Annotated in this window: 20 protein-coding genes and 1 riboswitch; of the genes, 7 read left to right on the forward strand and 13 right to left on the reverse strand. The window is 68.3% G+C overall.

Annotated elements, in window-relative coordinates:
- Positions 1-38 precede the first annotated feature (38 nt).
- The 8 genes from IEY78_RS19845 to IEY78_RS19880 form a co-directional block, all read right to left on the reverse strand.
- Positions 39-1,118: an ABC transporter ATP-binding protein gene (locus tag IEY78_RS19845; protein ID WP_189100318.1), complete on the reverse strand. Its 1,080-nt coding sequence runs from the start codon at positions 1,116-1,118 to the stop codon at positions 39-41.
- Between the two features lie 29 nt (positions 1,119-1,147).
- Positions 1,148-2,263, reverse strand: a complete 1,116-nt coding sequence (locus IEY78_RS19850; protein WP_189100137.1) for an ABC transporter ATP-binding protein — start codon at positions 2,261-2,263, stop codon at positions 1,148-1,150.
- Entirely contained in the window at positions 2,260-3,270 is a 1,011-nt protein-coding gene (locus IEY78_RS19855) for an ABC transporter permease (protein WP_189100139.1), read from the reverse strand. The genes IEY78_RS19850 and IEY78_RS19855 overlap by 4 nt, the downstream gene beginning before the upstream one ends.
- A 72-nt stretch (positions 3,271-3,342) precedes the next feature.
- On the reverse strand, positions 3,343-5,094 hold the full coding sequence (locus IEY78_RS19860; protein WP_189100141.1) for an ABC transporter substrate-binding protein: 1,752 nt from the start codon (positions 5,092-5,094) through the stop codon (positions 3,343-3,345).
- An 84-nt stretch (positions 5,095-5,178) separates the two neighbouring features.
- The gene (locus IEY78_RS19865) at positions 5,179-6,177 is read right to left on the reverse strand and encodes an ABC transporter permease (protein ID WP_189100143.1); all 999 of its coding nucleotides are present in this window, start codon (positions 6,175-6,177) and stop codon (positions 5,179-5,181) included.
- Between the two features lie 399 nt (positions 6,178-6,576).
- Entirely contained in the window at positions 6,577-7,368 is a 792-nt protein-coding gene (locus IEY78_RS19870; RefSeq protein WP_189100144.1) for an enhanced serine sensitivity protein SseB C-terminal domain-containing protein, read from the reverse strand.
- A gap of 62 nt (positions 7,369-7,430) precedes the next feature.
- On the reverse strand, positions 7,431-8,228 hold the full coding sequence (locus IEY78_RS19875) for an enhanced serine sensitivity protein SseB (protein WP_189100146.1): 798 nt from the start codon (positions 8,226-8,228) through the stop codon (positions 7,431-7,433).
- 99 nt (positions 8,229-8,327) lie between these two features.
- On the reverse strand, positions 8,328-9,020 hold the full coding sequence (locus IEY78_RS19880; protein ID WP_189100148.1) for an AAA family ATPase: 693 nt from the start codon (positions 9,018-9,020) through the stop codon (positions 8,328-8,330).
- Positions 9,021-9,295: 275 nt separating this feature from the next.
- A riboswitch (glycine riboswitch) is annotated at positions 9,296-9,392 on the forward strand.
- Positions 9,393-9,543: 151 nt separating this feature from the next.
- Here IEY78_RS19880 and gcvT point away from each other — a divergent pair.
- From gcvT to IEY78_RS19900, 4 genes are all read left to right on the forward strand, one after another.
- Entirely contained in the window at positions 9,544-10,671 is a 1,128-nt protein-coding gene (gcvT, locus tag IEY78_RS19885; RefSeq protein WP_189100150.1) for a glycine cleavage system aminomethyltransferase GcvT, read from the forward strand.
- A gap of 131 nt (positions 10,672-10,802) precedes the next feature.
- Positions 10,803-11,180 (forward strand): glycine cleavage system protein GcvH, encoded by a 378-nt coding sequence (gene gcvH, locus IEY78_RS19890; RefSeq protein WP_189100152.1) that lies wholly within the window; start codon positions 10,803-10,805, stop codon positions 11,178-11,180.
- Positions 11,181-11,278: 98 nt separating this feature from the next.
- Positions 11,279-12,538 (forward strand): serine hydroxymethyltransferase, encoded by a 1,260-nt coding sequence (gene glyA / locus IEY78_RS19895; protein WP_189100154.1) that lies wholly within the window; start codon positions 11,279-11,281, stop codon positions 12,536-12,538.
- 432 nt (positions 12,539-12,970) lie between these two features.
- Positions 12,971-14,356: an L-serine ammonia-lyase gene (locus IEY78_RS19900; RefSeq protein ID WP_189100156.1), complete on the forward strand. Its 1,386-nt coding sequence runs from the start codon at positions 12,971-12,973 to the stop codon at positions 14,354-14,356.
- Positions 14,357-15,393: 1,037 nt separating this feature from the next.
- Here IEY78_RS19900 and IEY78_RS19905 read toward each other — a convergent pair.
- The 3 genes from IEY78_RS19905 to IEY78_RS19915 all read right to left on the reverse strand — a co-directional run bounded on the left by IEY78_RS19905 (position 15,394) and on the right by IEY78_RS19915 (position 17,216).
- On the reverse strand, positions 15,394-15,933 hold the full coding sequence (locus tag IEY78_RS19905; RefSeq protein ID WP_189100158.1) for a hypothetical protein: 540 nt from the start codon (positions 15,931-15,933) through the stop codon (positions 15,394-15,396).
- Between the two features lie 111 nt (positions 15,934-16,044).
- Positions 16,045-16,890, reverse strand: coding sequence for a helix-turn-helix domain-containing protein (locus tag IEY78_RS19910; RefSeq protein ID WP_189100160.1), 846 nt, complete (start codon positions 16,888-16,890; stop codon positions 16,045-16,047).
- A gap of 74 nt (positions 16,891-16,964) precedes the next feature.
- Complete coding sequence (locus IEY78_RS19915; RefSeq protein ID WP_189100162.1) at positions 16,965-17,216, reverse strand: hypothetical protein; 252 nt, start codon at positions 17,214-17,216, stop codon at positions 16,965-16,967.
- A gap of 1,420 nt (positions 17,217-18,636) precedes the next feature.
- On the opposite strand from IEY78_RS19915, the gene IEY78_RS34520 reads away from it, so the two are divergent.
- Complete coding sequence (locus tag IEY78_RS34520) at positions 18,637-19,068, forward strand: hypothetical protein (RefSeq protein WP_229700062.1); 432 nt, start codon at positions 18,637-18,639, stop codon at positions 19,066-19,068.
- A gap of 320 nt (positions 19,069-19,388) precedes the next feature.
- Here IEY78_RS34520 and IEY78_RS19920 read toward each other — a convergent pair whose 3' ends face one another.
- Positions 19,389-20,141 (reverse strand): hypothetical protein, encoded by a 753-nt coding sequence (locus tag IEY78_RS19920; RefSeq protein WP_189100164.1) that lies wholly within the window; start codon positions 20,139-20,141, stop codon positions 19,389-19,391.
- A 328-nt stretch (positions 20,142-20,469) separates the two neighbouring features.
- Between IEY78_RS19920 and IEY78_RS19925 the strand changes: the two genes are divergently transcribed.
- On the forward strand, positions 20,470-22,539 hold the full coding sequence (locus tag IEY78_RS19925; RefSeq protein ID WP_229700063.1) for a tetratricopeptide repeat protein: 2,070 nt from the start codon (positions 20,470-20,472) through the stop codon (positions 22,537-22,539).
- Positions 22,540-22,566: 27 nt separating this feature from the next.
- Here IEY78_RS19925 and IEY78_RS35025 read toward each other — a convergent pair whose 3' ends face one another.
- Complete coding sequence (locus IEY78_RS35025) at positions 22,567-24,183, reverse strand: IPT/TIG domain-containing protein (protein ID WP_189100166.1); 1,617 nt, start codon at positions 24,181-24,183, stop codon at positions 22,567-22,569.
- 412 nt (positions 24,184-24,595) lie between these two features.
- On the opposite strand from IEY78_RS35025, the gene IEY78_RS19935 reads away from it, so the two are divergent.
- Positions 24,596-24,775, forward strand: a complete 180-nt coding sequence (locus IEY78_RS19935; RefSeq protein WP_189100168.1) for a hypothetical protein — start codon at positions 24,596-24,598, stop codon at positions 24,773-24,775.
- Positions 24,776-26,171: the final 1,396 nt, after the last annotated feature.

The following is a 26,171-nucleotide window of genomic DNA, read 5'->3' on the forward strand; positions in this document are numbered from 1 at the left end:
CCGTTGCCCTTTGCCCAGGACTTTGCCAACTCCAGGCGCTATTCGCCGGTTGCGGCCCCCTCGCCGGGCTCCGCCGGGGCGGCGGCCGGCCGGTCGCCGGCGTTCTCCGGGTGGTGGCAGGCCACTTGGTGCCCGGTGCGCAGCGCGACCAGCGGCGGCTCGGTGGTGGTGCACACCTCGGTCGCCTTCCAGCAGCGGGTGCGGAACCGGCAGCCGGAGGGCGGGTTGATCGGCGAGGGCACGTCGCCCTTGAGCAGGATCCGGTCGCGCTGGGTGCGCCGCTTGGGGTCGGGCACCGGCACCGCGGACAGCAGCGCCTTGGTGTACGGGTGCATCGGCGACTCGTAGAGCGCCTTGCGGTCGCTCAACTCCACGATCTTGCCGAGGTACATCACCGCGATCCGGTCCGAGACGTGCCGGATGACCGAGAGGTCGTGGGCGATGATGACGTAGGTCAGGCCCAGCTCCTCCTGGAGGTCGTCCATGAGGTTGACGACCTGCGCCTGGATCGACACGTCCAGCGCGGAGACCGGCTCGTCCGCGACCACCAGCTTGGGCTTGAGCGCCAGGGCGCGGGCGATGCCGATGCGCTGGCGCTGGCCGCCGGAGAACTCGTGCGGATAGCGGTTGTAGTGCTCCGGGCTCAGGCCCACCAGCTCCAGCAGCCGCTGCACCTCCTTCTTCAGCCCGCCCTCGGGCTCGACGCCCTGGAGGCGGAAGGGGGTGGAGACGATGCCGCCGATGGTGTGCCGCGGGTTCAGCGAACCGTACGGGTCCTGGAAGATCATCTGGACGTCGCGGCGCATCGGCCGCAGCCTGCCGGGCGACAGATGGGTGATGTCGCGGCCCTGGAACTCGATGGTGCCGCCGGTGGGTTCGTCGAGCCGGGTGATCAGCCGGCCCATGGTCGACTTGCCGCACCCGGACTCCCCGACGACGCCGAGCGTCTCCCCCGGCCGTACGTCGAAGTCGATGCCGTCGACCGCCTGCACCGCACCGGCCTGCCGCTTGAGCAGCCCCTTGGTGATCGGGAAGTGCCGCACCAGACCGCGCACCCGCAGCAGCGGCGCGGCCCCGTCGGAGGCCTTCGCGTCCTCGGTCCCCTTCTGGAGCGGGATCTTCTTGCTCTGGTCGTCCGTCGTCTCGGTCACAGCCTCGGCGCAATCTCTTCGGTCCAGATACGCTCCCGCTCCTCCTGCGGCAGGTGGCAGGCGGAGAAGTGTCCGCCGCCGGACTCGCGCAGCTCGGGACGGACCGTACGGGTCAGGTTGTCCTCGGGGAGGTCCGCGTACGGGCAGCGGGGGTTGAAGGCGCAGCCGGACGGGACGTTGATCAGGCTGGGCGGGGAGCCCTTCACCGGGATCAGCCGGTCCGTCTGGTCGCGGTCGATGCGCGGCATGGAGCCGAGCAGTCCCCAGGTGTAGGGGTGGCGGGGCGCGGAGAAGACCTTCTCGGCCGGGCCGCGCTCGACGCACCGCCCGCCGTACATCACCAGCAGGTCGTCGGCGAGTTCGGCGACCACCCCCAGGTCGTGGGTGATGATGATGACCGCCGAGCCGAACTCCTTCTGCAGGTCGCGGATCAGGTCCAGGATCTGCGCCTGGACGGTGACGTCCAGGGCCGTGGTGGGCTCGTCCGCGATCAGCAGCTCGGGGTTGTTGACCAGCGCCATCGCGATCATGGCGCGCTGGCGCATCCCGCCGGAGAACTGGTGCGGATGGTCGTCGACCCGCTTGTCGGGCTGCGGGATGCCGACCCGGTCGAGCATCTCGATCGCCCTGCGGCGCGCGGTCTTCCGGTCCACGTCGTGGTGGACGCGGTAGGCCTCGACGATCTGGTTGCCGACCGAGTAGAAGGGGTGCAGCGCGGACAGCGGATCCTGGAAGATCATCGCCATCTCGCGGCCGCGCAGCCGGCGCACCTCGTCCGGGTCGGCGGCCACCAGCTCCTTGCCGTCCAGCCAGATCTCGCCGGACATGGCCACCTTGCTGCGCTGCCGGCGCGAGGCGCGGTGCAGGCCCATGACGGCGAGCGAGGTCACCGACTTCCCGGAGCCGGACTCGCCGACGATCCCGAGTGTCCGGCCCTTCTCCAGGCTGAAGGTCAGCCCGTCGACGGACTTCACCAGCCCGTCGTCGGTGGGGAAGTGCACCTTCAGGTCGCGCACGTCGAGGAAGGCCGCGCCCCGCGGTGCCTTCCCGGGCGCTTCGGTGGCGGCCGGGGTGGCTTGGGCCCCGGCCCTGTCCTCGGAGGAATCGGTCACGAGAGCCTCACCCGCGGGTCGACGGCGGCGTACAGAACGTCCACCACCAGGTTGCATATGACGATGAAGAACGCGGCGAGCAGGGTGACGCCGAGGATGTTGGGCAGGTCGTTGGCGTTGATCGCCTCGACGGCGAAGGCGCCGACCCCCTTGAGCGAGAAGACCTGTTCGGTGATCAGCGCGCCGCCGAGCAGCAGGCCCAGGTCCATGCCGAAGACCGTGATGATCGGGGTGAGGGCGGCCCGCAGACCGTGCCGGACGACCACCGTGCGCTCCCGCAGGCCCTTGGCGCGGGCGGTGCGGATGTAGTCCTCGCTGAGCGTCTCCAGCATGCCGGCCCGGGTGAGCCGGGCGTAGAGCGCGGAGTAGAGGAAGGCCAGCGTCACCCAGGGCAGGACCAGGGTCCGGGCCCACAGGAACGGGTCCTGGAGCAGCGGCACGTAGTCGCTGCGCTCGAAGACCGGCCACTGGTAGGTGAACAGGGCCAGCGCCAGGGCGCCGGTGAAGAACATCGGGAGGGAGACGCCCGCCAGCGCCACGGTCATGGCCATCCGGTCGAAGAACGAGCCGGGGCGCAGCGCGGAGAGCACACCGGTGGCGACGCCGGAGACCACCCACAGCACGGCCGCGCCGGCGGCCAGCGAGAGGGTCACCGGGAGCCGGTTCTGGATCTCCGGCCAGACCTCGATATGGGTCTTGAAGGAGTAGCCGAAGCACGGCACATGGCACTTGGCAGCTTCCGGGCCGAACTTGTAGTCGACGCCGGCGAAGATGCCCTTGAGGAAGTCCCAGTACTGCTCGAAGACGGGCTTGTCCAGGCCGAGGTTCTTCTTCACCGCCGCGATGTCCGCGGGCGTGGGGGCCTTCCCGATGTACTGCTGGGCCAGCTGGTCGGTGGTCTGCCCGGCCAGCTTCGGCAGCAGGAAGAAGATGCCGAAGGTGACCGCGCTGACGATCAGCAGCAGGACCACTGCGCTGATCAACCTGCGGATGAGGTACGAGAACACGGGGCGCGGCGTCGGTGCCGCGGGCCGGACCGGCCCGCGGACACCAATGCCTTCACCTGCCTTCCGGGGCTGCTACTTCTTGACGCCGATGTTGAGGTAGTCGTACTGACCGCTGAAGGCCGAGGTGGACACCAGGTTGGTGGCCTTGGGCGAGCGGTACATCAGGACCTTGAAGTAGGTGAGCGGGACCAGCGCCGCCTGCTCCATCGTCTTCTTGTCGATCTCGGCGTAGGCCTTCTCGCGGGCCGCCTTGTCGGGGTTGGCGATGGCGCTGTCGAGCAGCTTGTTGATCGCCGGGTCGTCGAGCTCCGACAGGTTGGTGTTGCCGGACTGGCTGATGGCCTTGCCGTTCAGGATCTGCTGGAGGTAGCCGTAGCCGGTCGGGAAGTCCGAGCCCCACTGCATCATGATCAGGCCGACGTTGTTCTTCTTGTTGAACTTCGGCACGCCGGCGTAGTCCGAGAAGTACTTGCTGGTGGGGTACGACTGGATCTTGGCGGTGACGCCGATCTTCTTCAGCGACTCGATGATCGAGGTGGCCGCGTCGACCTCGTCCTGGCGGTCGTTGCGGGCCAGGATCGTGGTCGTGGTGTTGCCCGCGCCGCAGGCGGCCCAGTGCTTCTTGGCGTCCGCGAGGTCCAGCTTGTCGCCGGTGTACTTCTGCGGGTAGAGGTCGTACTTCTGGTAGCCGTCGATGTCGGTCGGCAGGACCGTGGAGGCCACGTCACCGCGGATCGGGCCGCCGAGCGAGGTCTGGACGGCCTTCTTGTCGATCGCGTACTCGACGGCCTTGCGGCACTCCAGCTTGTCGAACGGCTTCACCTTGGTGTTGATCGCCGTGTAGACGAGGCGCTGGCCGAGCGCGTTGTCGGTGTTGGCCTTCTCCTTGGGGTCGGTCGTCAGCTGGGCCTGCGTCTGCCCGTCGACCCCGCGGCCGGCCAGGTCCACCATGGTGTTGCCCGACTGGAGGTCCTTGTCGATGGTCGACTGGGCGACCTTCAGGTTCAGGACGATCTTGTCCGGCAGCTGCTTGCGCAGCGGGTCGGTCTTGGCCGACCACTGCGGGTTGCGCACCAGGGTGAGCTGCTTGCCCTCGTCGTAGCTCTGGAACTTGTACGAACCGGTGGACAGCACCGCCTTGGTGTAGTCCGCGCCCTTGTCCTTGGCCTGCGGGACCGGCGCGGTCTGCGGGGCGCTGACCAGGTAGTCGAACTCGGCGAACGGCTTCTTGAGGTGGAAGACGACCGTCTGCGGGTCCGGGGTCTCGATGGACTTCAGCCCGGCCTTGCCCTTGTCCTTGTAGGGGCCCTTGTAGCCGCCGTCGTTGTCCTTGAGGAACTGCTGGAAGTAGTTCGGGCCCAGCGAGAGGGTGTCGCGCGCGAAGTTGCTGCGCTCGACGGCGTACTTGACGTCCTGCGAGGTGACCTCGGTGCCGTCCTCGTACTTGACGCCCTTGCGGAGCTTGTACGTCCAGGTCTTGCCGCCGTCGCTGGACTTGCCCATCGACTCGGCGAGGTCCGGGGCCAGCTCGTTGCCCTTGGCTCCGGGGCCCGGCTTGAAGGTGGTCAGCGGGCGCGCGTAGAGCCGGCTGAAGTTGTAGATGAAGGCGTAGTAGGTGTTGCCCGGGTCGAACGACTCGGGGGCGTCGCTGAGGGCGTAGGTGACCGTGCCGCCCTTCGCGTTCGAGGCGTTGACGACGCCCTTGGTGGCGGCGTTCGCCTCCCCGGATCCGCCTGCCGAGTCCTTGCCCCCGCTGCAGCCGGCCAGCAACAGGCCCGCACTGGTGATGGCCGCAACCGCCGCGACCGGAACTGACCTTCGCATGATGGTCGGTGCCCCTTCGTTCGTCGAGAAAGGTCAAAACATCAAAAACGCAGGTGATATCTGGGCGGGCGCCCCGTGCCGCCGTCAGCGGCTGCGCGGGTCCAGCGCGTCCCGCAGGCCGTCACCGAGCAGATTGAAGGCGAGCACGGTGACGAAGATCGCGAGGCCGGGGACGATCATGTACTGGGGGTCGACCTCGTAGTACTTGACCGCCTGGTTGAGCATGCCGCCCCAGGACGCCTGGGGCGGCTGGATGCCGACGCCCAGGAAGCTCAGGGCCGCCTCGAAGAGGATGTTGGAGGGGATCAGCAGGGTGGAGTAGACGATGATCGGGCCCACCAGGTTGGGCAGCAGCTCCCGGAAGAGGATGAACGGCCCGCGGGCGCCCATGCCGCGGGCGGCGTCGACGAACTCACGCTCCCGCAGCGAGAGCGTCTGGGACCGCACGATGCGCCCCATGTACGGCCAGTTGAAGAAGCCGATCACGAAGATCAGCACCGAGATGTGCAGCGGCAGGCCCTCCAGGCCGAAGGCGCCGCCCTGCAGCGAGGCGGAGATCGCGATGGCGAACAGCAGCAGCGGGAAGGCCAGGAAGACGTCCATCATCCGGCTGATGACGGCGTCCACCCGCCCGCGGTAGAAGCCGGCGACGACCCCGAGGACGGCGCCGAGGGCGACCGACAGCAGGGTCGCGCCGAACGCCACGATCAGCGACACCCAGGAGCCCTCCAGGATCCGGGCGAGCAGATCGCGGCCGAACTTCGGGTCCACGCCGAGCGGGTGGTCCGCGCTCATCCCGCCCAAGTCCCCTTTGGGAAGGGTGGTGTTGGGGTCGATCAGCGACTGGTTGGGGTTGTCGGGGTCCAGCCCCAGCAGGGCCTGGAGGGGCCGGGAGAAGGCCGCGACGAGGACGAGCAGGATGACAACGATGGCACCGGCCACGGCGACCTTGTCCCGCCGGAAGCGCAACCAGGCGATCTGACCGAGCGAACGCCCCTCGATCCGCTTGCCCTCCACGCCCTGCAGCACCGCTTCCGGCTGCGCCTGGGCAGCCGCCCCGGTGGTCTCGATCGGTGCGGTCACGGTGCCTTGACCCCTCTCGGCCGGCGTGCCGGCCCACATCCCTGCCGCGAGAGCGGCCTGCCTCACATCACTGGTGCAAGTCCTGCGGAAGTCCCGGAAGTTCGCGCGGCGGATTTCGGGGATTCGCGTGACGTCGTGCGGGATGACACTCGTACAAGGAACCGAGGCCCTCTGCTGCCGGAGTCTTCATCCGAGTTGCGATCACTCACCAGACCCGGTCGGGAAAGGATGCGTAACTGTGATGTGGTCCGCGGCCTTCCGTTATACGGACATTCGCGCGGCCTGAGCGGGGCGCACCACCGCGCGAAAGGGCCTCAATCGCGGGGCATACCGGGAGAATTCACCCGGGAAAGCGCCGGTGCCGACGCCGGGTGGAGCCGTCGGGAGGGCCCGGGGAGGTCAGTACGGGCGCGGGTAGCCGTAGCCGGGGGACGGGGCCGTGGGCTGCTGCTGGGCATAGCCGTCGCGGTCGAAGAAGGGGCGCGTGGAGGCCCGCATCCACAGGGCGACCGGGTCGTAGTCGTCGTTCATCGCGACCGTGGAGACCGGCAGGCCGTCCGGCACCGCGCCGATCGACTGCTGGATCATCAACCGCACCGAGTCCACCGCCTGCTGACCGGTGTCGTACAGATCCAGACCGACCGCCAGATACGGGGCGCCGAGCGCGGGCTGCACCCAGGCCCGGCGCAGCGACCGGACGGCGGGCGTGCGGTGCGCGTTCTGCGCGAGCAGCGCGTAGAACTGCGGGATGTCGATGACCGGTTCGGTGATCCGCAGCGGCCCGGCGGGCAGCCGGTCGAGGCCGCCGGCGATCCGGCGCAGGTCCAGCCAGGGGATGCCGACGCCGCCCCCGGGGGCGTGCGGGTTCAGCCACAGGCCCCAGCGGTCGGGGAAGAGCGCGGCGGCGATCTCGGGGCCGGTGACCACCTCGTGGTCGCGGTTCCAGCCGGAGGCGGCGAGTTCGGGCGCCGAGGTCACACAGGGGGCGTAACCGAGGCCGTCGACCTCCATGTTGCCGTACTGCGCGTCGGGCGCACCGGCCCGGCCCTGCCAGAGCAGCATCCAGACCTGGCCCGCGGCGAGCGCGTGCAGCAGCGCCTCATAGGCGTCGTAACGGCCGGGCGAGACCTGCTGGAGCAGCTGCTCCAGCGCTCCGGCCGCCGTCGGCCCCTGATGCGCACCCGCGCTCACGTGGTCCGTCCCTTCTGTCAGCAGGGCACGTTAGGGGTGCGCCCGCCCGTCATCCAACCAGCTTACGAGTGGTCCCGGGAGTAGAAGGGCCGCACACGCTCCAGCATCCAGTCGGCGACCGGGTCCCCCTGGGCGAGATCGAGCATCACGAGCTGCACGGGCCAGGGCACCGGCACGGCGCCGAGCGCACGTCCAAGGGCTGACAGTACCGCCTCGCGGGCCGTGCCGTCGTGCAGTGCGGAGGCGTCGGCGGCGACCTGGACGCCGACGAACAACGCGGGCGTGTCGCCCTCGACACTGGCCAGGGCACGCCGGGCACTCAGGATAATTCCGGCGGCGGAGAACTCCAGTCCGGCGGAGGCCAGGAAGTCCACCGGCTCCTCCTGCCAGTCCGGCTCGAAGAGCCGCACCCGGCCGCCGCTCGGCAGGCCGTCCACGCCCTGCGCCCCGCCGCGGCACAGCTCGAAGACCGCGGCCGGCGGCAGCGGTACCCCTATCGTGCCCTCGGGGTTGACGACGATCCCGACCTGCGGCGGCAGCCCGCGGGCGAACTCCTGGGCCGGGGCGACGGTGAAGGACATGTGCACGCCGACCACCCGCAGGAACTCCTGCTCGGAGCTGTAGACCGGGACGTACGGCGCACCGCCCAGCTCGACGGTGGGCAGATCGAGTCCGCGGGTTCCGGGGCCCGCGCTCTGCGGGCCGCCGCCGTTGGGCAGCGGCACCCACACCCGGCTGCGCCCCAGCACCTCGACGATCCGGCCGCCCGCACCCGGATGCCCGACCGCGGCGGCCAGGACCTCTTCGAGTTCGTTCGCCGGCCACGCCAGCTGCGGTATCCCCTGTTCCGGAAATGTCATGTCAACCCACCCGTTCCCAACCGCGCCTTCGGTCAGACCCTAGACGAGAAGGCGGGCGGTGAAACCTGCGGGGCGGGTCCGGTCTCGGGGACGCCGCGCTCAGCCGAAGCCGATCGCCTCCAGGGCGTTCGCCGCCCGCCGGTCGAGCAGGACCGCCGAGCCGACCCCGGCGGGCAGCCGGGCCGCCTCCGCCGCGCCGACCAGCCGGCCCACCGCCCCGCGGTGGCGGGCGAACGCGTACCCCGACACCCCGCGCCCGCGGGCCTCCTGGCCGGAGCGCGCGACCTCCGGCGGCACGTCGAGCAGCACCAGATGCAGCCCGCGGCCGCCGCGCACCGCGGTCCGGGCGAGCCAGCCGCGCACCCACGCCAGCGTCCCGCAGTCGTGCACCACCACGCTGTGGCCGGAGCGCAGCGCGCGGCGCAGCGCCAGATAGTGGGCGGCCCGCACCAGCGGGCGGTAGAGGGCGTAGGGCAGCCGGCGCAGCCGGCCGCGCTCCCACCGCTCGCGGGCGTCCTGCGAGTCGATGCGGTGCACCAGGGCGCCGCGGCCGTCCAGCGGCGGCACCACCCGGTGCATCAGCGTGCTCTTGCCGCTGCCCGGCAGCCCGGAGACCACCACCAGATCGCCCGCCGGGAAGCGCAGTTCCACCGCGCCCCGCGCCCGCCCCGCGCCCCGCAGGTCCACGACCCCGGCGCGGCGGCCGGGCCGCAGGACCCTGCGTCGCGCCCGCCCGCCGCGCGTTCGGCCGGCGGGCCGCGCGACGCCGGGGCGCACGGCCCCGGTCGGCACGGCCCCGGCGGACACGACCCCCGAAGTGGCACCGCATGCCGCTTCTCCGTGCACCGTGATCACCCTCCCCGTCCGGATCTGCTCCGGTTCGAGTCCGTCCCGTACCCGCAGAGTGTCAAGAAAAGGTAATGTCCATCAAGGTGCGCCGCCGATCCGCCCACGTCATGGGCGGGGTGTCCACAGGGGCTCCTGTATCCGGCGATCCCGTGCAATGATGTGGCCGCCAGGTGCACCACGCGTCTCACTTGTGCACCGCCAACTCCATACCGGCCGTTTGAACCCGCGCGGGAGAGTCCCCGGCCGCCATGGGCGGGGCGCCGAAGGAGCAAGTCCTCCCTTGAATCTCTCAGGCCCCTATACCGCGCGGGCTAGGCAGATCTGAAAAGCGAGCCGCCGCCCGGTTTCGGGGTCGGCTCCACCCAAGGTGCAAACCGGGTCCGTTCGCGGGATCCCGGTGAACCTCTCAGGTTCCGATGACAGATGGGGAGAACGTCCTCTCACCCATGCCTGGGAGCCCAGAACCATGACTGATGCCCCCCGCCGCACCGCGCTGGATGCCACCCACCGCGCGCTCGGTGCGACCATGACCGACTTCGCCGGCTGGGACATGCCGCTGCGCTACAGCAGCGAGCGCGACGAGCACCTCGCCGTCCGTACCCGCGCCGGCCTCTTCGACCTCTCCCACATGGGCGAGATCACCGTCACCGGCCCGCAGGCCGCCGACCTCCTCGACTACGCCCTGGTGGGCAACATCGGCGGGGTCAAGACGGGCCGCGCCCGCTACACCATGATCTGCGAGGACGGCGGCGGCATCCTGGACGACCTGATCGTCTACCGCCTGGCCGACCAGGAGTACATGGTCGTCGCCAACGCCTCCAACGCCCAGGTGGTGCTGGACGCGCTGACCGCCCGGGCCGGCGGCTTCGACGCCGCGATCCGCGACGACCGGGACGCCTACGCGCTGCTCGCGGTGCAGGGACCGGAGTCCCCCGGCATCCTCAAGGCGCTGACCGACGCCGACCTGGACGGCCTGAAGTACTACGCGGGCCTGCCCGGCACGGTCGCCGGCGTCCAGGCGCTGATCGCCCGCACCGGCTACACCGGCGAGGACGGCTTCGAGCTGTTCGTGCGCCCGGCCGACGCGGTCGCCCTCTGGGAGGCGCTGACCGAGGCCGGCAAGGACGCGGGCCTGGTGCCGTGCGGCCTGTCCTGCCGCGACACCCTGCGCCTGGAGGCGGGCATGCCGCTGTACGGGCACGAGCTGACCACCGCGACCACCCCGTTCGACGCGGGCCTGGGCCGGGTCGTGAAGTTCGAGAAGACCACCAACAACGGTGACTTCGTGGGCCGCGCCGCGCTGGCCGCGGCCGCCGAGCGCGCCGAGGCGAACCCGCCGCGCAAGCTGGTCGGCCTGCTCGCCGAGGGCCGCCGGGTGCCGCGCGCCGGGTACCGGGTCGTCCTCGCCGACGGCACGGTCATCGGCGAGGTCACCTCCGGGGCGCCCTCCCCCACCCTGGGCAAGCCGGTCGCGATCGCCTATGTCGACGCGGCCCACGCCGCTCCGGGCACCGAGGGTGTCTGCGTGGACATCCGTGGAAGCCATGAGCCGTACGAGGTCACCGCGCTGCCGTTCTACAAGCGGCAGAAGTAGCGGCGCGCTCCCCCCGGGAGCCGGCCGCGGCGCGCGCCCGCGCGTCTCACTGTGCAAGACACTTCCCCCGGCTCCGCGCCAGGGGCGACCCCCTTCCACGACCACACCCTCGCGTACAGGAGAATCGAGCCATGAGCAACCCCCAGCAGCTGCGCTACAGCAAGGAGCACGAGTGGCTGTCGGGCGCCGAGGAAGGCGTCTCGACGGTCGGCATCACCGAGCACGCGGCCAACGCGCTCGGCGACGTCGTCTTCGTGCAGCTCCCCGAGGTCGGTGCCACGGTCGCGGCGGGCGAGACCTGCGGCGAGCTGGAGTCGACCAAGTCGGTCAGCGACCTCTACTCGCCCGTCGACGGTGAGATCGCCGAGATCAACGAGGACGTCGTCAACGACCCCTCGCTGGTGAACTCCGCCCCGTTCGAGGGCGGCTGGCTGTTCAAGGTGAAGACCAGCGGTGAGCCGGCCGAGCTGCTCTCGGCCGACGAGTACGCCGCCTTCATCCAGAGCTGAGCCGCCGCTCCCCGTCCGCCTCCGCCCGGCGGAGGCGCCCCGGACTCCTCGGTCCGGCCGGACCCCGATCGCGCCCCCTGACTCCCCCAGGAAGACTCATGTCGCTTCTGAACAGCTCCCTCCATGAGCTCGACCCCGATGTCGCCGCCGCCGTCGACGCCGAACTCGACCGCCAGCAGTCCACCCTCGAAATGATCGCGTCGGAGAACTTCGCCCCCGTCGCCGTCATGGAGGCCCAGGGCTCCGTCCTGACCAACAAGTACGCCGAGGGCTACCCCGGCCGCCGCTACTACGGCGGCTGCGAGCACGTCGACGTGGTCGAGCAGATCGCCATCGACCGCATCAAGGCGCTCTTCGGCGCCGAGGCCGCGAACGTGCAGCCGCACTCCGGCGCGCAGGCCAACGCCGCCGCCATGTTCGCCCTGATCAAGCCGGGCGACACCATCCTGGGTCTCAACCTCGCCCACGGCGGGCACCTGACCCACGGCATGAAGATCAACTTCTCCGGCAAGCTCTACAACGTGGTGCCCTACCACGTCGACGAGAAGACCAACCTGGTCGACATGGAAGAGGTCGAGCGCCTCGCCAAGGAGCACCGCCCCAAGCTGATCGTGGCCGGCTGGTCCGCCTACCCGCGCCAGCTCGACTTCGCCGCGTTCCGCCGGATCGCCGACGAGGTCGGCGCCTACCTCATGGTCGACATGGCGCACTTCGCCGGCCTGGTCGCCGCCGGTCTGCACCCCAACCCGGTGCCGCACGCCCATGTGGTGACCACCACCACCCACAAGACCCTGGGCGGCCCGCGCGGCGGGGTCATCCTCTCCACCCAGGACCTGGCCAAGAAGATCAACTCCGCGGTCTTCCCCGGCCAGCAGGGCGGTCCGCTGGAGCACGTCATCGCGGCCAAGGCCGTCTCCTTCAAGGTCGCCGCGTCCGACGACTTCAAGGAGCGCCAGCAGCGCACCCTCGACGGCGCTCGGATCCTGGCCGAGCGCCTGGTCCAGGACGACGTCAGGCAGCACGGCGTCTCCGTCCTGTCCGGCGGCACCGATGTCCACCTCGTCCTGGTCGACCTGCGCGACAGCGAGTTGGACGGCCAGCAGGCCGAGGACCGCCTCCACGAGGTCGGCATCACCGTCAACCGCAACGCGATCCCCAACGACCCGCGGCCGCCGATGGTGACCTCGGGCCTGCGCATCGGCACCCCGGCGCTGGCCACCCGCGGCTTCCAGGCCGAGGACTTCCGCGAGGTCGCCGACATCATCGCCGAGGCTCTCAAGCCGGCCTACGACGCCGACGCCCTCAAGGCCCGGGTCACGGCCCTGGCCGGCAAGTACCCGCTCTACCCGTCGCTGTGACGCGTCTCATGCGCTGACCTCCCCGGCCCGCCACTTGCCGGCGGGCCGGGGCGACGGGACCAGGGGCCGGCGGCCCGGGGCACGCCCCCGGGCCCCTCACCGCCCCTCCTCCCCTTCCCCCTCTTCCGCGGAATTCCGGGGTGTCCGGCGCCTCGACCGGCCTGCCGGTCCTGCCCGCCCACCGGCCCCGCCTGCGCGTCCCGGCGGCCCGCGACCGCGGCCCCGAGGGCCGGAGGCCGTGCGGGGCCCGGCCTCCGCAGCGGCTCCGTATCCGCCCCGACACCGGCTGTTACCCCCGGCGACGGCCAACCGCCGGCTTCCGGGCGGAGGCAGCGCGTCCGGTCCGCGTTACGCTCGACAATCGGCGCAGAAACGTACCTGCTGCTCCATTGCTCCACCGTCCACCACGAGCAGACAAGGGAGTCCGCCCCCGTGGCCATCTCCGTCTTCGACCTCTTCTCCATCGGCATCGGCCCCTCCAGCTCCCACACCGTCGGCCCCATGCGCGCCGCGCGGATGTTCGTCGGACGGCTCAAGAAGGACGGCCTGCTGGCCGAGACGGTCAGCGTGCGCGCCGAGCTCTTCGGCTCCCTGGGCGCCACCGGCCACGGCCACGGCACCCCCAAGGCCGTCCTCCTCGGCCTGGAGGGCCACTCCCCCCGCTCCGTCGACGTCGAGACCGCCGACGACGAGGTGGAGCGCATCCGCACCACCAAGCGCCTGCGGCTGCTGGGCGCCGAAATAGGCGCCGCCCACGAGATCGACTTCGACGAGTCGTCCGAGCTGATCCTGCACCGCCGCCGCGCCCTGCCGTACCACGCCAACGGCATGACGCTCTTCGCCTACGACGGCACCGGCGCCCCGCTGCTGGAGAAGACGTACTACTCCGTGGGCGGCGGCTTCGTCGTCGACGAGGACGCGGTCGCGGGCGAGAACCCGATCGTGCCCGACGACACCGCCCTGACCCACCCCTTCCGCACCGGCGACGAGCTGCTGCGGCTCTCCCGCGACACCGGGCTGTCGATCTCCGCCCTGATGCTCCAGAACGAGAAGGCCTGGCGCACCGAGGACGAGATCCGCACCGGGCTGCTGGAGATCTGGCAGGTCATGCAGGCCTGTGTCAGCCGCGGGATGAGCCGTGAGGGCATCCTGCCCGGCGGCCTCAAGGTCCGCCGCCGCGCCGCCCACTCGGCCCGCCAGCTGCGCTCCGAGGGCGACGACAGCGCCCGCGCCATGGAGTGGACCACGCTCTACGCGATGGCCGTGAACGAGGAGAACGCGGCCGGCGGGCGGGTGGTGACCGCCCCCACCAACGGCGCGGCCGGCATCATCCCCGCCGTGCTGCACTACTACGTCAACTTCGTGCCGGGCGCCGACGAGGAGGGCGTCGTCCGCTTCCTGCTCGCGGCCGGCGCGATCGGCATGCTCTTCAAGGAGAACGCCTCGATCTCCGGCGCCGAGGTCGGCTGCCAGGGCGAGGTCGGCTCCGCCTGCTCGATGGCCGCCGGCGGCCTGGCCGAGGTCCTCGGCGGCTCGCCCGCCCAGGTGGAGAACGCCGCGGAGATCGGCATGGAGCACAACCTGGGCCTGACCTGCGACCCCGTCGGGGGCCTGGTCCAGATCCCGTGCATCGAGCGCAACGGCATGGCCGCCGTCAAGGCCGTCACCGCCGCCCGCATGGCCCTGCGCGGCGACGGCCAGCACCATGTCTCCCTCGACAAGGTCATCAAGACCATGAAGGACACCGGCGCCGACATGAGCGTCAAGTACAAGGAGACGGCCCGCGGCGGGCTCGCGGTGAACATCATCGAGTGCTAGGTAAACAGGCCCTGACCAGCGCGTTCGTGACTTTCAGCGCTGTCAGGGCCTTCCCTGCTTACCTGGCGGAAAGTCCCCGGAATGTCCCTGGGACAAGCTTGAAAGTCCCCGAAAAGTCCCCAGGATGTCCCCGCCCCAAGGCACGGAGCAGTTTGTGGTTGCGCACAGGCCGACTTGAGGTCCGACCGGGCGCTCCTGAGATCGACTCGGGGTGTGGAGCGGGCCCTTGTACTTCAGGTAGTGACCTACGCATTACAAGACCATGAGCAGTCATGTTGCCTGGTGCTACGTGGTGCCGCCTCGTGACGTTTCCGCTGATCAGAACAGGTGCACCAGGTTAAGGCGTGCCACCCCGTGCCGCACCGTCCAAAGGCATCTGTCCACCGGCTGTCCACCGGCACACGTCGGCGCTCACTACGTAGTGCCCACCTTCCAGCCTGCTGGGACCACGGAAGGTCGTCCGGTTCGCCCAGGCTCCCGCGCTTGTCGGGACCCGACAAGCACCCAATCCGTGGGCGCTCCGCCATAGGGGGACACCCCCTGCTGTATTGCCCAGTGCTCAAGGTGCCAACGGTGAGTGGGCAGAGTGGGCCTGGGCCGCGAGACCAGCTCGAACGCGTCAGCTAACCAGCGATCACGTCCACACCGCGACGAGCCCACTCCGGCACTCGGCAGTCCCTGCCGGCAGCGGCTCAGCACCCCCGGGAGAGCCGCAGTGCGCGACCCGGTTCCCCGCGGATGTGAAGGGTTCCGGCGTAATCGATGCGCACCGGAAGCTGCGCGGCGCTAAGGGTTACGACTCCAACGCCAAGGCAACGCGCCGCGTCCTTGGGGAATCCCGCCCGTCACGTCGGTCAATCAGAATTTCGCCCCACCTCGTCACTTGAGACGTCTCACAGTCTGCTGGGACGCTGCGCCAAATTCAATGAGTGCATTCGCCTCCCTCGCCCGCAGCCTCGTCTGCTGGATGACGTCGCCATAAGACCCGTCCGTGAACCTTCTACGCGCCCTAGAGATTCCCCTACTGGGCCTCGGCCTCAGCACCTGTGGCGGTGGGGCTGGCCAGATCTCAAGTCACAAGAAGAAGGATGAGTTGCGTTCTGTTGGACTCGCACTATGGCCCAGAGAATGCGTGACTCTTCGTTGCTAGGCTGGATGGTGATCACGGCATCTTTGCTTATGGCCACGGATGCGATGGTTGCGCCACAGGACAGCAGGGGGTAGCTGTGCTTGTCCCCGTTGGGGAAGGTAACTGTAGTGGTGGCTTGTCCCGTGCCGTGGCAGCGGAAGCTGATGCGGTCGCCGGTCGTGTCACCTGGTTGCTGGAAGCGCAGGGTCACCGGGATGCCGGTCTGAGATTCGCCTGTTCGCACGACCCTTTCGCTGGAAGGCCGGAGGGTGCTGAGATCAGAAAGGAAACGGGCCTGTACTTCATTGTCGTTCTCCGGATCCTCGTTCTGTTCGTCCGTGAGGAATATCCCCGCCAGCGATAAGGTGACCGCGCACAGGGCTGCAGCCCCTAAGGTCACGATGCTCGTGAAGGTGCGCTCTCTACCGTAGTGGGTTGCGGGCCGCATAAGGGATTCTTTGGGGCCAAGACGGCCCCTGTCCTGCCGGGGCTTCAAACGTAGTTCTCCGTTCTCCGCGCATGCCGCCTGCGGGGCCCATCTGTCGAGCCCCGCAGACACTCAGGCGTACGAGCCGATTGCCGAGGCTATGAGAGTGAGGACCGGGCCGCCGTGCTCGGCCAGTTCAGTGAGGCGCACGAAGTCGTCGGTGTAACGCTTGACCTCGTGCGCCTGCTTGACGGTGAGGAAGGCGGAGACAAGTTCGACGTTGGCCTGCCGGTCGTCGAACACCCAAAAGTCCTCCACCGGGGGCATCACGCTGCGATCGGCGTCCCGCGGGATGATCCCGAGGCTGACGGAGGCCAGCACAGTCGCTTCCAGCAGGCGGCTGAGCTGCTCGACCATCACCTCGCGGGGTCCGACTCGGCGGTACAGAACGGTCTCCTCCAAGATGATCGCGAATTGTTTCCCCCCTTCGGTGAGCGCCTTCTGTTTGTCCATGCGTGTGACGACTGCCGCCCCGACGTCGTCCGGGAGGGACCTGCGCTCGCGGATGCCGGACAGGACGGCCCGGGTGTATGCGCGGGTCTGCAGCGGGCCAGGAACGAGGTTCTGCGCATATGCCTTGAACCGGCGAGTCTGCTCCCACAAAGGCAGAACGCTTTCCTGGGCCTGTTTCAGGCCGGCACGTTCCATGGCCCGCCACTCGACATACATGCCATCAATGCCGCGAGCCGTCTCGATGAGGTCCGCCGCAGCAGACTCCTGGCCACATGCCCGGGTCCACATTTCGATGTCGGGGGGCGCCGCAGCCATATGGCCGTTTTCGATACGACTGCACTTCGATTCGTGCCAGCCGCATCTGCGCGCCAGCTCGCGAGCTGTCAAACCGTGTTGCTGTCGTATGGCGCGTAACCGCTGTCCCAGGGCAAGTCGGGCTTCCCTGATGCTTGAGGAGGTAGGCATGCGGACAGTGTGCAGGCTAGCCGTAGCGGGCCACCAACCGCACTCACGTCCAAATAATCCCGATGTAATGTATGTTAGGGGGCTATCGTCTCGCTTTGACTTGCGAACCTCTGCGGCATGCTTTCAGGGGAGGGGAAGAGCATCAGCAGCCGCGCCGGGAACTCGACAATGGTTTCATGGTCGGGAATGGCGACGGACGCCAGCCGGTCGGGATCGTGGACCTTCCACGACTGCAGCAGGTAGCTGTCCGTTTCGTCGTCGTAGTACAAGGTAGGGCTGCCATTGTTAGGGCTCGCCGGGTCCTTGCACAGCAAGTGCAGCGCCACAGGTGCCTCCGTATGAACAGGTGACTGTTGACCCTTCGAGGGTGATCGACCGCGCAAGGTGACGACTACCGGCTTGCGGATACTTGCGCCAGGAAGTCACGCACATGCCGGTACTTGCGGAAACTTGCGCACTGAGGCCGAAGGCACGGTCTCTCCGGCCACGGCATCCATGAATTTGTCGTCTGGCTCGCCTCGTAGCGCAGCCGGCGACTTCAGACTCGGCCGCCTCCCCAGCACCGAGGCCATCCACCAAGCCGTCCTTAAGCAGCCCCCGTTCGTCTGCACGGCGATATCGCACGCCCGGTCCGAGGGCCACCCCGCGGTCGCCGACAACGCGTGAGGGACCACGGGCCCGTCCCATAATCGCCGTCGGTGCGCTGCGAGCCCGGAGCGATATCGCGTCTGCAGGGAGGCAGCGATACAACATCGACGAACGGGGACTGAGCCGGTAGCCGCCTGCCCCGTGGTTGCGACTCGTGCTGGCTGCCGGTGCCCTGGTGGTCTTCGCCGCGGCCTCGATACAACCGGCGATCGGAGCGCACTCTGCCAGCACCGCGTCGACGACTCCCTCGTCCGAGCCGTGACCCGGCGGATCCGCAGCGACCTCTCATCGCCGACGACATCGTTCTCCTGTCGGTCTTCACGGACGCCGTCGAAGGCTTCTTCTGCCTGGTCGACGCCGCCTACGAGCGGGGCGCGATGACCGTCAGCAGCAACCTCCGCCCCTCCAGCCTTGACGAATCATGCCCAAGCCCCTGGCCACCGCGACCATCGCCCGGCTCCTGGCACCCTCACGCCCTCATGACGCAGGGTGACTCATTCCGCCTTCACCGAGGCCACCTCGGGGAAAGCCGCAGCCACCAGTGGGGGCTTCTCATGTCCACCAGTGTGGAGGTCTGTAATCGGCCTCCGGAAGCTCCAGAAATCGGTTGACACCGTTCGGGATCGGTGGAGCGTCACCCGCGAGCACGTGGCAGGGACCGGTGTTGTTCATCGATCTCTCTGACAGAGCGCGTTGCCCTCCATAGTCTTGATGCATCCGAAGCGACAGGGGGATGCATGTCGGATTTAGGCTTTGTGGCCGAGAGCGTCACAACAGCACTTACTGGACTACTCGTCAGCGACGCCTACACGTCCTTACGCCCGCGGCTAAGCGCGATCTTGGGGCGCTCGCGAGGCAACGAAAGCATCCGTATCGAGGATCTTGATCGTCTTCGAGCTGTGGGATCCGCGACACGGCGAAGCACCGTGCATGAGTACGTCCAAAGGCTCGCAGCCTCCGACGAACACCTTCTGCGGCAGCTCCGAGACGTGCTGGGAGCGCCGGAGTCCCACATCCAACTGAACTTCCACGGCAACCAGTTCCGTGGGCCGACCCAGGTGGGTGGCATTCAGATCGTCAACATGCACGAGGTGGAACATGAGCCAGAACTCTGACGCCTCGGAGGTTCACCACAACGTCTTCACCGGCCCCACCGTGATCGGCGGTACCCAGAACCTAGTCGGCGCGACCCCCGTCCCGACGCCCCCGCGGCCGTCGATGGCCTCCCAAGCCTGGATGGCGATCACGCTGGCCTGGGCCTTCTGCCCGACGGCAGCATGGTGGACTATGTCTGCTCCCGGCGGGAGGCCCTTCCCGGGCCTCGCAGACCTCATCCATGCCGCCACTCCGTACGTTTGGCTGGCAGGTAGTGCCGCTGTCCTCCTCGACGCAGCAGGCTACTTTCTGTGGCGATACTGGCTTGTGGCACAGCGAACGATCACCCACCCGGTCACGTGGAAGCTGCGGCTGCTTGCAGCTGCCATTGGGGGTGTCTCCCTGCCCTTGGCCATAGTGATAAGTGGGCGGTAGCTCGCGGTCAGAGCGCGTTCCGAGTTATAGCCACTGCGCGGGCTGCTGACCAGGCTGGAGTGGTGCGTTGTCCTGGTGGACTAACTGCTGTTCAACGACACTCTGTGCGTGAGTGATACACGAGCGGAATGGCGTGGCAGAGGCCACCACGGTGCGCACCACCGACCTGATCAGGTGGTTCCGGACACCGAAGAACCTTCCGGAACCGCCGCCCAGCGAGCTTTGGCCAGGGCTCACAGTCTGGCGGGACTCACTCCCTTGCTTGCTTATTCGTCAGTCGGCGAGGGGGCGGGCTTCGTGTGGGCAAGGAGCCGCACAGGTCACGCTGGATCGCCAGCAGCATCCGTCGGCCTCGCGTATCGCGCCCCCGGCACGTTCCCGTGGCTCGATCCAGGAGTGGGGAGCGCCTGAGGGCTCGCCCCCAAAAACCGCTCGACCTCGCTGACGCCAGCCAGTTCGGCGAGCCCCTCCAGATAGGGGCGGAGGGAGCGCTGGAGTTCCCGGAGTTCGTAACGCCACTCCGCGTCCCGCTCCCAGGAGGACTCTGGTACTTCGGGGTGTGTCTTCTCAAACTCGGTCAGCGCCCTGTGCCAGTATCCCTGGAAAGACCGGACAGGGCCGTTGTACATCTCGTACCAGAGATGCTCCACCGACCGTGCGCCAGGCTTGGCGGTCTTGGCCGGCCCTTCTGTTCGGAGCAGTTCGGCAGAGAACTGTATCCAGGCGTAGATCGAAGTAAGCGCTTCGCGCAGATGTCCCTCTTCCGCTTTCAGCGGCTGGGCAACGACACGCCGGGCGGCCTCGTGGAAGATCTGCCACGCTACCTCGGCCTTGTCGCGTGCGACGACGAAGGTCAAGTCGCCCAATGGGTGGCTGACCGTGGCCGACGCAAGGCTCGTCTTCCTCAAGAGCAGGGCCCCCACCATGACCACAGCACCGGCCGCTGCGCCGGCGGCGGCATACTGAACCTGCCCACCCGCCTTGCTGATGTTGTAGGTGAGGCTCCCGACACCCCACCCGATGACGGCGGCGACGAAGACCGACGCGGCCACAGCCGATGTCTTCCTGATCACTGCTCCCCCTCCCCGGTAGCGATCTTCGGGCTCCAGCGTAGCCTCGCGAGCGTGGCGGGCGCACCGATACCGCCCAGCGCCGAGATCCGACGTTCTGAACGACACGACGGCCGGAGGACCTGCCGTGGAGCATGATGGGCCGGTGATGACGATGTGGAAGGTCCTGCGGAGGCGGCCCCACCTGGCCTCTTGCTCCCTGCCCCCCCCCCCCGCTGATTTGGGGTGATCACTGCCGACGTGGGACTCTGGGCCGTCTGGGGTGTCGCAAAAGCGCAGTGACAGAAAGGCCGGGCATCCGATGAGTCCGCAATCCGCGGGTGCGGAGTCCGTGCAGTGGGACGTATTTCTGAGCTACGCACGTGCGGACAGGCACCGCGCCGGCGTGCTCGCCGCCAGTCTCCAGTCCCGAGGGCTGCGCGTATTCGTTGACGATGCCGCCATCGAAGACTTCTCGTCCATCACCAGCTCGATCACTGATGCGCTGTCGCGATCAAAGGTGCTGCTGGCTCTCTACTCCTCGTACTACCCCGGGCGACGCGCCTGTCAGTGGGAACTCACCTACGCGTTCGTGGCAGGGCAGCGCGAGGGGGACCCTCTCCGGCGGGTCCTCGTCGTCAATCCGGAAGCAAGTGCCGATCATGTCCATCCGTTCGAGCTGCGGGACGCGCGGCACTGGCCGTGGCCGACTTCGGGAGAGTCCCTGCGGCAACTGACCGACCGCGTGTCCGTGCACGTGTCCAACCTCGATACCGCCATGGGGTATCGGGCGACGCCTTCCTCGGGCCCCGACTGGCTGCCGGCCCCCGCCCATGTCGGCAATCCCCGGTTCACCGGCCGACTCTCCGAGCAATGGCTGATCCACAGCAGCCTCCTCTCCCACCGGACTCCCTTGATGCCCGGACGGTCGAGCAGAATCGTTCAGGTCCGAGGCATGGCGGGCATCGGCAAGTCCGTCCTCGCCCAGGAGTACGCTCTCCGGTTCGGACCGGCCTTCCCCGGCGGCGTGTTCTGGTTCGATCTGCACACGGCCCGGGACAGAGACGCCAAACAGACGATGGCCGAGTACGCCGATCAGGTCGCCACGGCCTGTGCTGCTCTCGGGCTACGCAGCGGAGGAGCGACTCTCCCCAGGCTGCTGAGTCGCCTGGCCGTCGTCATGGGCGAAAGGGGGCGCACATGCCTGTGGGTGGTCGACGGGGTACCGGCCGGCCTCAGCCAACAGGACCTACACCTGTTGCGCGGGCCCCACCTGCTCACCTCCACCCTCGTCACCACTCGCTCTCTACTCCACCCCACCTTCGCGCCCGCCATCGACCTGACGCCACTGCCCGAACAGGAAGCTCTGCGCCTCCTCACTTTCGCGCGGACACCCCACGACGCGGCAGAATCGGCGGCGGCAGTCGCTTTGACTCACGATGTGGGAGGCCATCCAGAGGCCCTCAATGCGCTGGCCGACCGCGCTGCCCACAGCGACTTCACCGAACTCCGCCGACGCCTCCACAGCCTGCGCTCGGATCTACTCGCCCTCACGGATGCCAAAAACGGATGCGAGGGCATGCCATTCACTTGGCCCCTGACCGGCGACCAGCTCCACGATGACGTCCTACGGCTGTTGGCGCTTGCCTGTCCTGCTCCACTATCCGAAACCGCCATCGAGGCGATACTCGGTAGCGACGACGACCGCCCTGGCCCCCTGACCGGTGTCCGGCTCGCCATCGAGCAACTGCTTGGGCAGGGGCAGCTACTGCCCGAACCCATGACGACCCGTTCCTGGGGAATCCACCCGCTCATAGCCCGCGCCGTACGCCGACACGACCCGGACCCGGGCCGGCAGGAAGACCTTCGACGGTTCCTGCTTTACCACTTGGCCGCCCCGACCACCACACCGGAGACAGCTTCCAGTACGCACCAGCATCACTCACCTCTCTCCGAGGCACTCGCACTCGGGCTGGCCTCTCCACGCGAGGAGGAGCGGACGGCTGCGTACAACCTCCAGGTAGAGCTGGTGACCCGTATCGGTTACCAGCGACTTGCCCAGGGTCAGGGATCCCTCCGTGAGGCGCTGACATCACTGCACTCCCTCTTCGAGTTCACCCGAGGGACTCTGCACGGCATCGCGCTCACCGGTACCCCAACCTCCGACTTCCCGCTGATCGCCACGACCCTGCTCAACCGGCACCTGCGCCCCTTCTTGAGTCGATGGCATCCTGCGCTCCAGCAGCACGAAGCCCAGCGCCCGGCCGCCGCCAGTCCCACCGAGCACGAACAGAACTGGCCCCGCTCGGCCGCACTCCGCGCCGAGCTGGAAGATCTGCGGACTCCACTCAAGGACATCGCTCACCGACTCGGCGGACTGTGCGGAACCGATCTCACAGTCGACGAATCCGGCTCCAATTGATCTTGCCTTCCCTCCGCGTACCGAAGGTCAGGCGGTCGCCACAGCAAACGGGCCGGTTCCGGTGGTGATGCTGGTCAGGACGGTGTTGGTGGTGGTGTCGATGACCGAGACGGTGTTTGAGCCCTGGTTGGCGACGTAGGCGCGGGTGCCGTCGGGGGTGAGGGCCACGCCGTAGGGGGTGGTTCCGACGGTGATGGGCGTGCCGGTGACTGTGTTGGTTGCGGTGTTGATGACCGAGACGGTGCCGGAGCCGGAGTTGGTGACGTAGGCGCGGGTGCCGTCGGGGGTGAGGGCCGGCCTGCGCGGGGTGGTGCCGACGGTGATGGCGGTCAGGACGGTGGTGGTTGCGGTGTCGATGACCGAGACGGTGCCGGAGCCGGAGTTGGTGACGTACGCGCGGGTCCCGTCCGGGCTGAAGGCGACCCCTCGTGGGCTGGCGCCGACGGTGATGGGGGAGCCGAGGACGGTGTTGGTGGCGGTGTCGATGATGGAGACGGTGCCGGTTCCCTGGCTGGTGACGTAGGCGCGTGTGCCGCTCGGGTTGACCGCGACTCCGTAGGGGTTGCTGCCGACGGTGACGGTCGTCAGGACAGCGTTGGTGGCGGTGTTGATCACGGAGACGATGCTCAGTCCGTTGTGGGTGACGTAGGCGCGGGTGCCGTCCGGGGTGATCGCCACGCCGTGGGGGGTGGTGCTCACGGGGATGGTGGAGGTGACGGTGGCTGAGGCGGTGTCGATGACCGAGACGGTGCCGGAGCCGTTGTTGGTGACGTAGGCGCGGGTGCTGTCGGGGGTGACGGCCACTCCTCGTGGGTTGGCGCCGACGGCGATGGGGCTGCCCACCACGGCGTTGGTGGCTGTGTTGATCACCGTCACGCTGTTGGAGCCGGTGTTGGTGACGTAGGCGCGCTGGAGGGTGTAGGTGAAGCCGCCGGGGACGGTCGCGCTGCCGCCCGGCGTGGTGACCTGGACGGTGGCGGCGCCGGTGCCCGCCGGGGTGGTGCCGGTCAGCGACGTACCCGCGCTGTTGACCACAATGCCGGTGGCTGGCACGCCGTTGAATGTGACGCTCGCCCCTGCCAGGTTCGTCCCGGTCAGCGTGAAGGTCGTGCCACCGGAAGGGGCCCCGAAGGTGGGGGTGAGAGCGGTGACGGTGGGTGCGCCGACGTAGGTGTAGGACAGGCTGTTGCTGGTGCCGCCCGCTGTGGTGACGCTGACGGCGACGGCGCCGGCTGTGTCTCCGGCGGGCGTGGTGACGCGGATCTCACGGTCGTTGACGACGGTCGGGACGACCGTGTGGGTGCCGAAGCGTACGGCGGTGGCGGTGGACAGGTCCGTGCCGGTGAGGGTGACGGTGGCTCCACCCGCGAGCGGGCCGGAGGCCGGGCTGATCGCGCACAGGTACGGCAGGCCGAAGTAGTAGAACGACGCCGCGTTGCTGACGCCCCCGGCGGTGACCAGAGTCACGGCGACCACGCCGTTGCCGGCCGGGGACACCGCGGTGACCTGAGTCGGTGAGATTTGGGTGAGGTGGGTGGCGGGCCTGGAGCCGAACAGCACTTCGCGCGTGCCGGAGAGGTTCGTACCGGTGATCGTGACCAGAGTGCCACCAGCGGTGGGCCCCCGGTTCGGAGATATGGGCATGAAGGCGCCTCCTGGCAGTGATCACCGATAAGAACGCGAGCGCGGACCGACCGGCATGGCGGTCCGAGCACAGCGGACCCGATCACCCGGGGAGGCCGGCAGAAGGCCAAGCTTGCCCGGAACAGGTGGGCGGCCTACGGAACGGGGCGTAGCCAGTAGCCCACCGCCACGAAGCCCCGGCAACAGCCATGCCACGCATTCGCCTGGATGGAGGAGAGCGCAAAACAGCCAACGCACGCCGGCGAGCTGCTCCACCCGGCTATGTCGCATCTGGCAACGGAGCGACTGCCCAGCTGCCTCGTTCGCTGCTGCCCTGCCCTCTCCAGCGTTCTTGCGTACCCGCCCCCAGTGCTCGTCACTTCGTGCTGCGGCGTACGCGGCCCCTCAGCCGAAGCGAGAATGCTAGAGCGAGTTGGTCGCCTACCTCGCGGCGGAGGGCGTCAGTGAGGCCGTCTTTGACATCGGCGGCGTTACGAAATTTCACTTCCGCACCGACGGCGATACGGCGCCAGGACGCGGCAGGGAAGAGCAGCCACCTGAGATGGGTGAAGGAGCGATGAATGCGGCCGTGGTGGCTCCTGACCGCGAGTGATGGCTCCCGTCAGGGTTGCACTTGCAGCGACAGGGGAGGGAAGAGAGACCGAAGTTCCCTCTTTCGGATGACTATATGCGAATCAGATCACCCGCCCTTCGCAAGCCTGAGGATATTTCCCTAACCTGAACGCCCTACCTGTGATCGAACCTGACCGCCTATGTGCAATCTGCTCTGCCTGTCGGGCATTCTGTGCGTCAACTCACCTACAGGCGGGGGACGGTGAGCCCACTTTCAGAAGTTTCACGCCAGTGGTAGTGCGGGCGGCTGCTCGCTACGTTGTGGGAAGGACGGCAAGAAGGGCTCCGAGGCGACGGCAGCCGGACTCGAAGCCCTTACGCGTTCGTTCCACCCAATTCCTTAAGGAGAACTTCGAGTTGATCGCACGCGTGCACCAGGACTGGATCAGTCAGCGTCTGGCACCTTTCGGCAATAGCATTCCACCCTGCGACCTAAGCCAATCAGTGATCATGAGCATTCTTGCAATCACTGTGCGGTGGCGTTCTGTTCTGACGACCACTCTGATCATTGTTACGGTCATCCAGGGTGACCTACTGATGGCCGGCGTGATCCTGCCTCTGACCCCAATGGTGTTGGCAGATCGCTCCGTTCTCACCTTCCTGCGGGTTTGGAGGCGATAGCCCCTTCCGCGGCACGGCTCCATGAGCCCTGCCCGGCTGCCCCGTCCGAGGGCAGCCGGGCTTTCGCGACGCCGCAGCGCGGGTGACAGAGGAGGCAGGCACCGCGCAGAGGTATGGCGCGGTTGCAAGCGAACCTTCTTGGCATATGCCGTCTCGAGCGGAACGGGTGGCATGGTCACGTGAGCACGCATTGCGCACCAGCCAACCTGTGGCGCTCGCGATGCCGCACGTTCGACACTCCGACAACTACGGGCCTGCCATATCACTGTTAGATCCCGCTCTGAGCTTAGTTAACCAGCGCGAGAGACGCGACTGCCGTCGCAGGACGCATGGCTGGCGTAGGCGGGCAACCGCGAGCGGTGCATCGTTTCCAGTCGGCGCCGTGAGGATTCAACGGACTGCGGTCCGCATTGCCGCGTCCCCGCCGAGGCTTCTTTTGAGCAGGTCAAGGCAACCGCCTTGCAGGGTCTCGTGACTTGGCAACCATGCCGTCTGGTTTCAGCCATCGTAGGCGCCCGTGCAACACCTCATCCCAGTCGCATAAGCATTCCCCTCCCCTGCGGAACTGTGCCGCGTGGAGCTACCCGTCAGGCACCAGACCTGGTGGGGGCAGCGACACGGAGCAGCACCCAAGCCTCAGGCACCCTGGGCATGTATTGCATATGCACCAGGCATACGATCCAGCCGACTGATGTCCGCATGCCGGCGCCGGGGCATGGAAATCACGCACAGGAATCGACCGATTCACCCCTCCC

It is taken from the genome of Streptomyces kronopolitis (genome assembly GCF_014646275.1).
Taxonomy (GTDB): Bacteria; Actinomycetota; Actinomycetes; order Streptomycetales; family Streptomycetaceae; genus Streptomyces; species Streptomyces kronopolitis.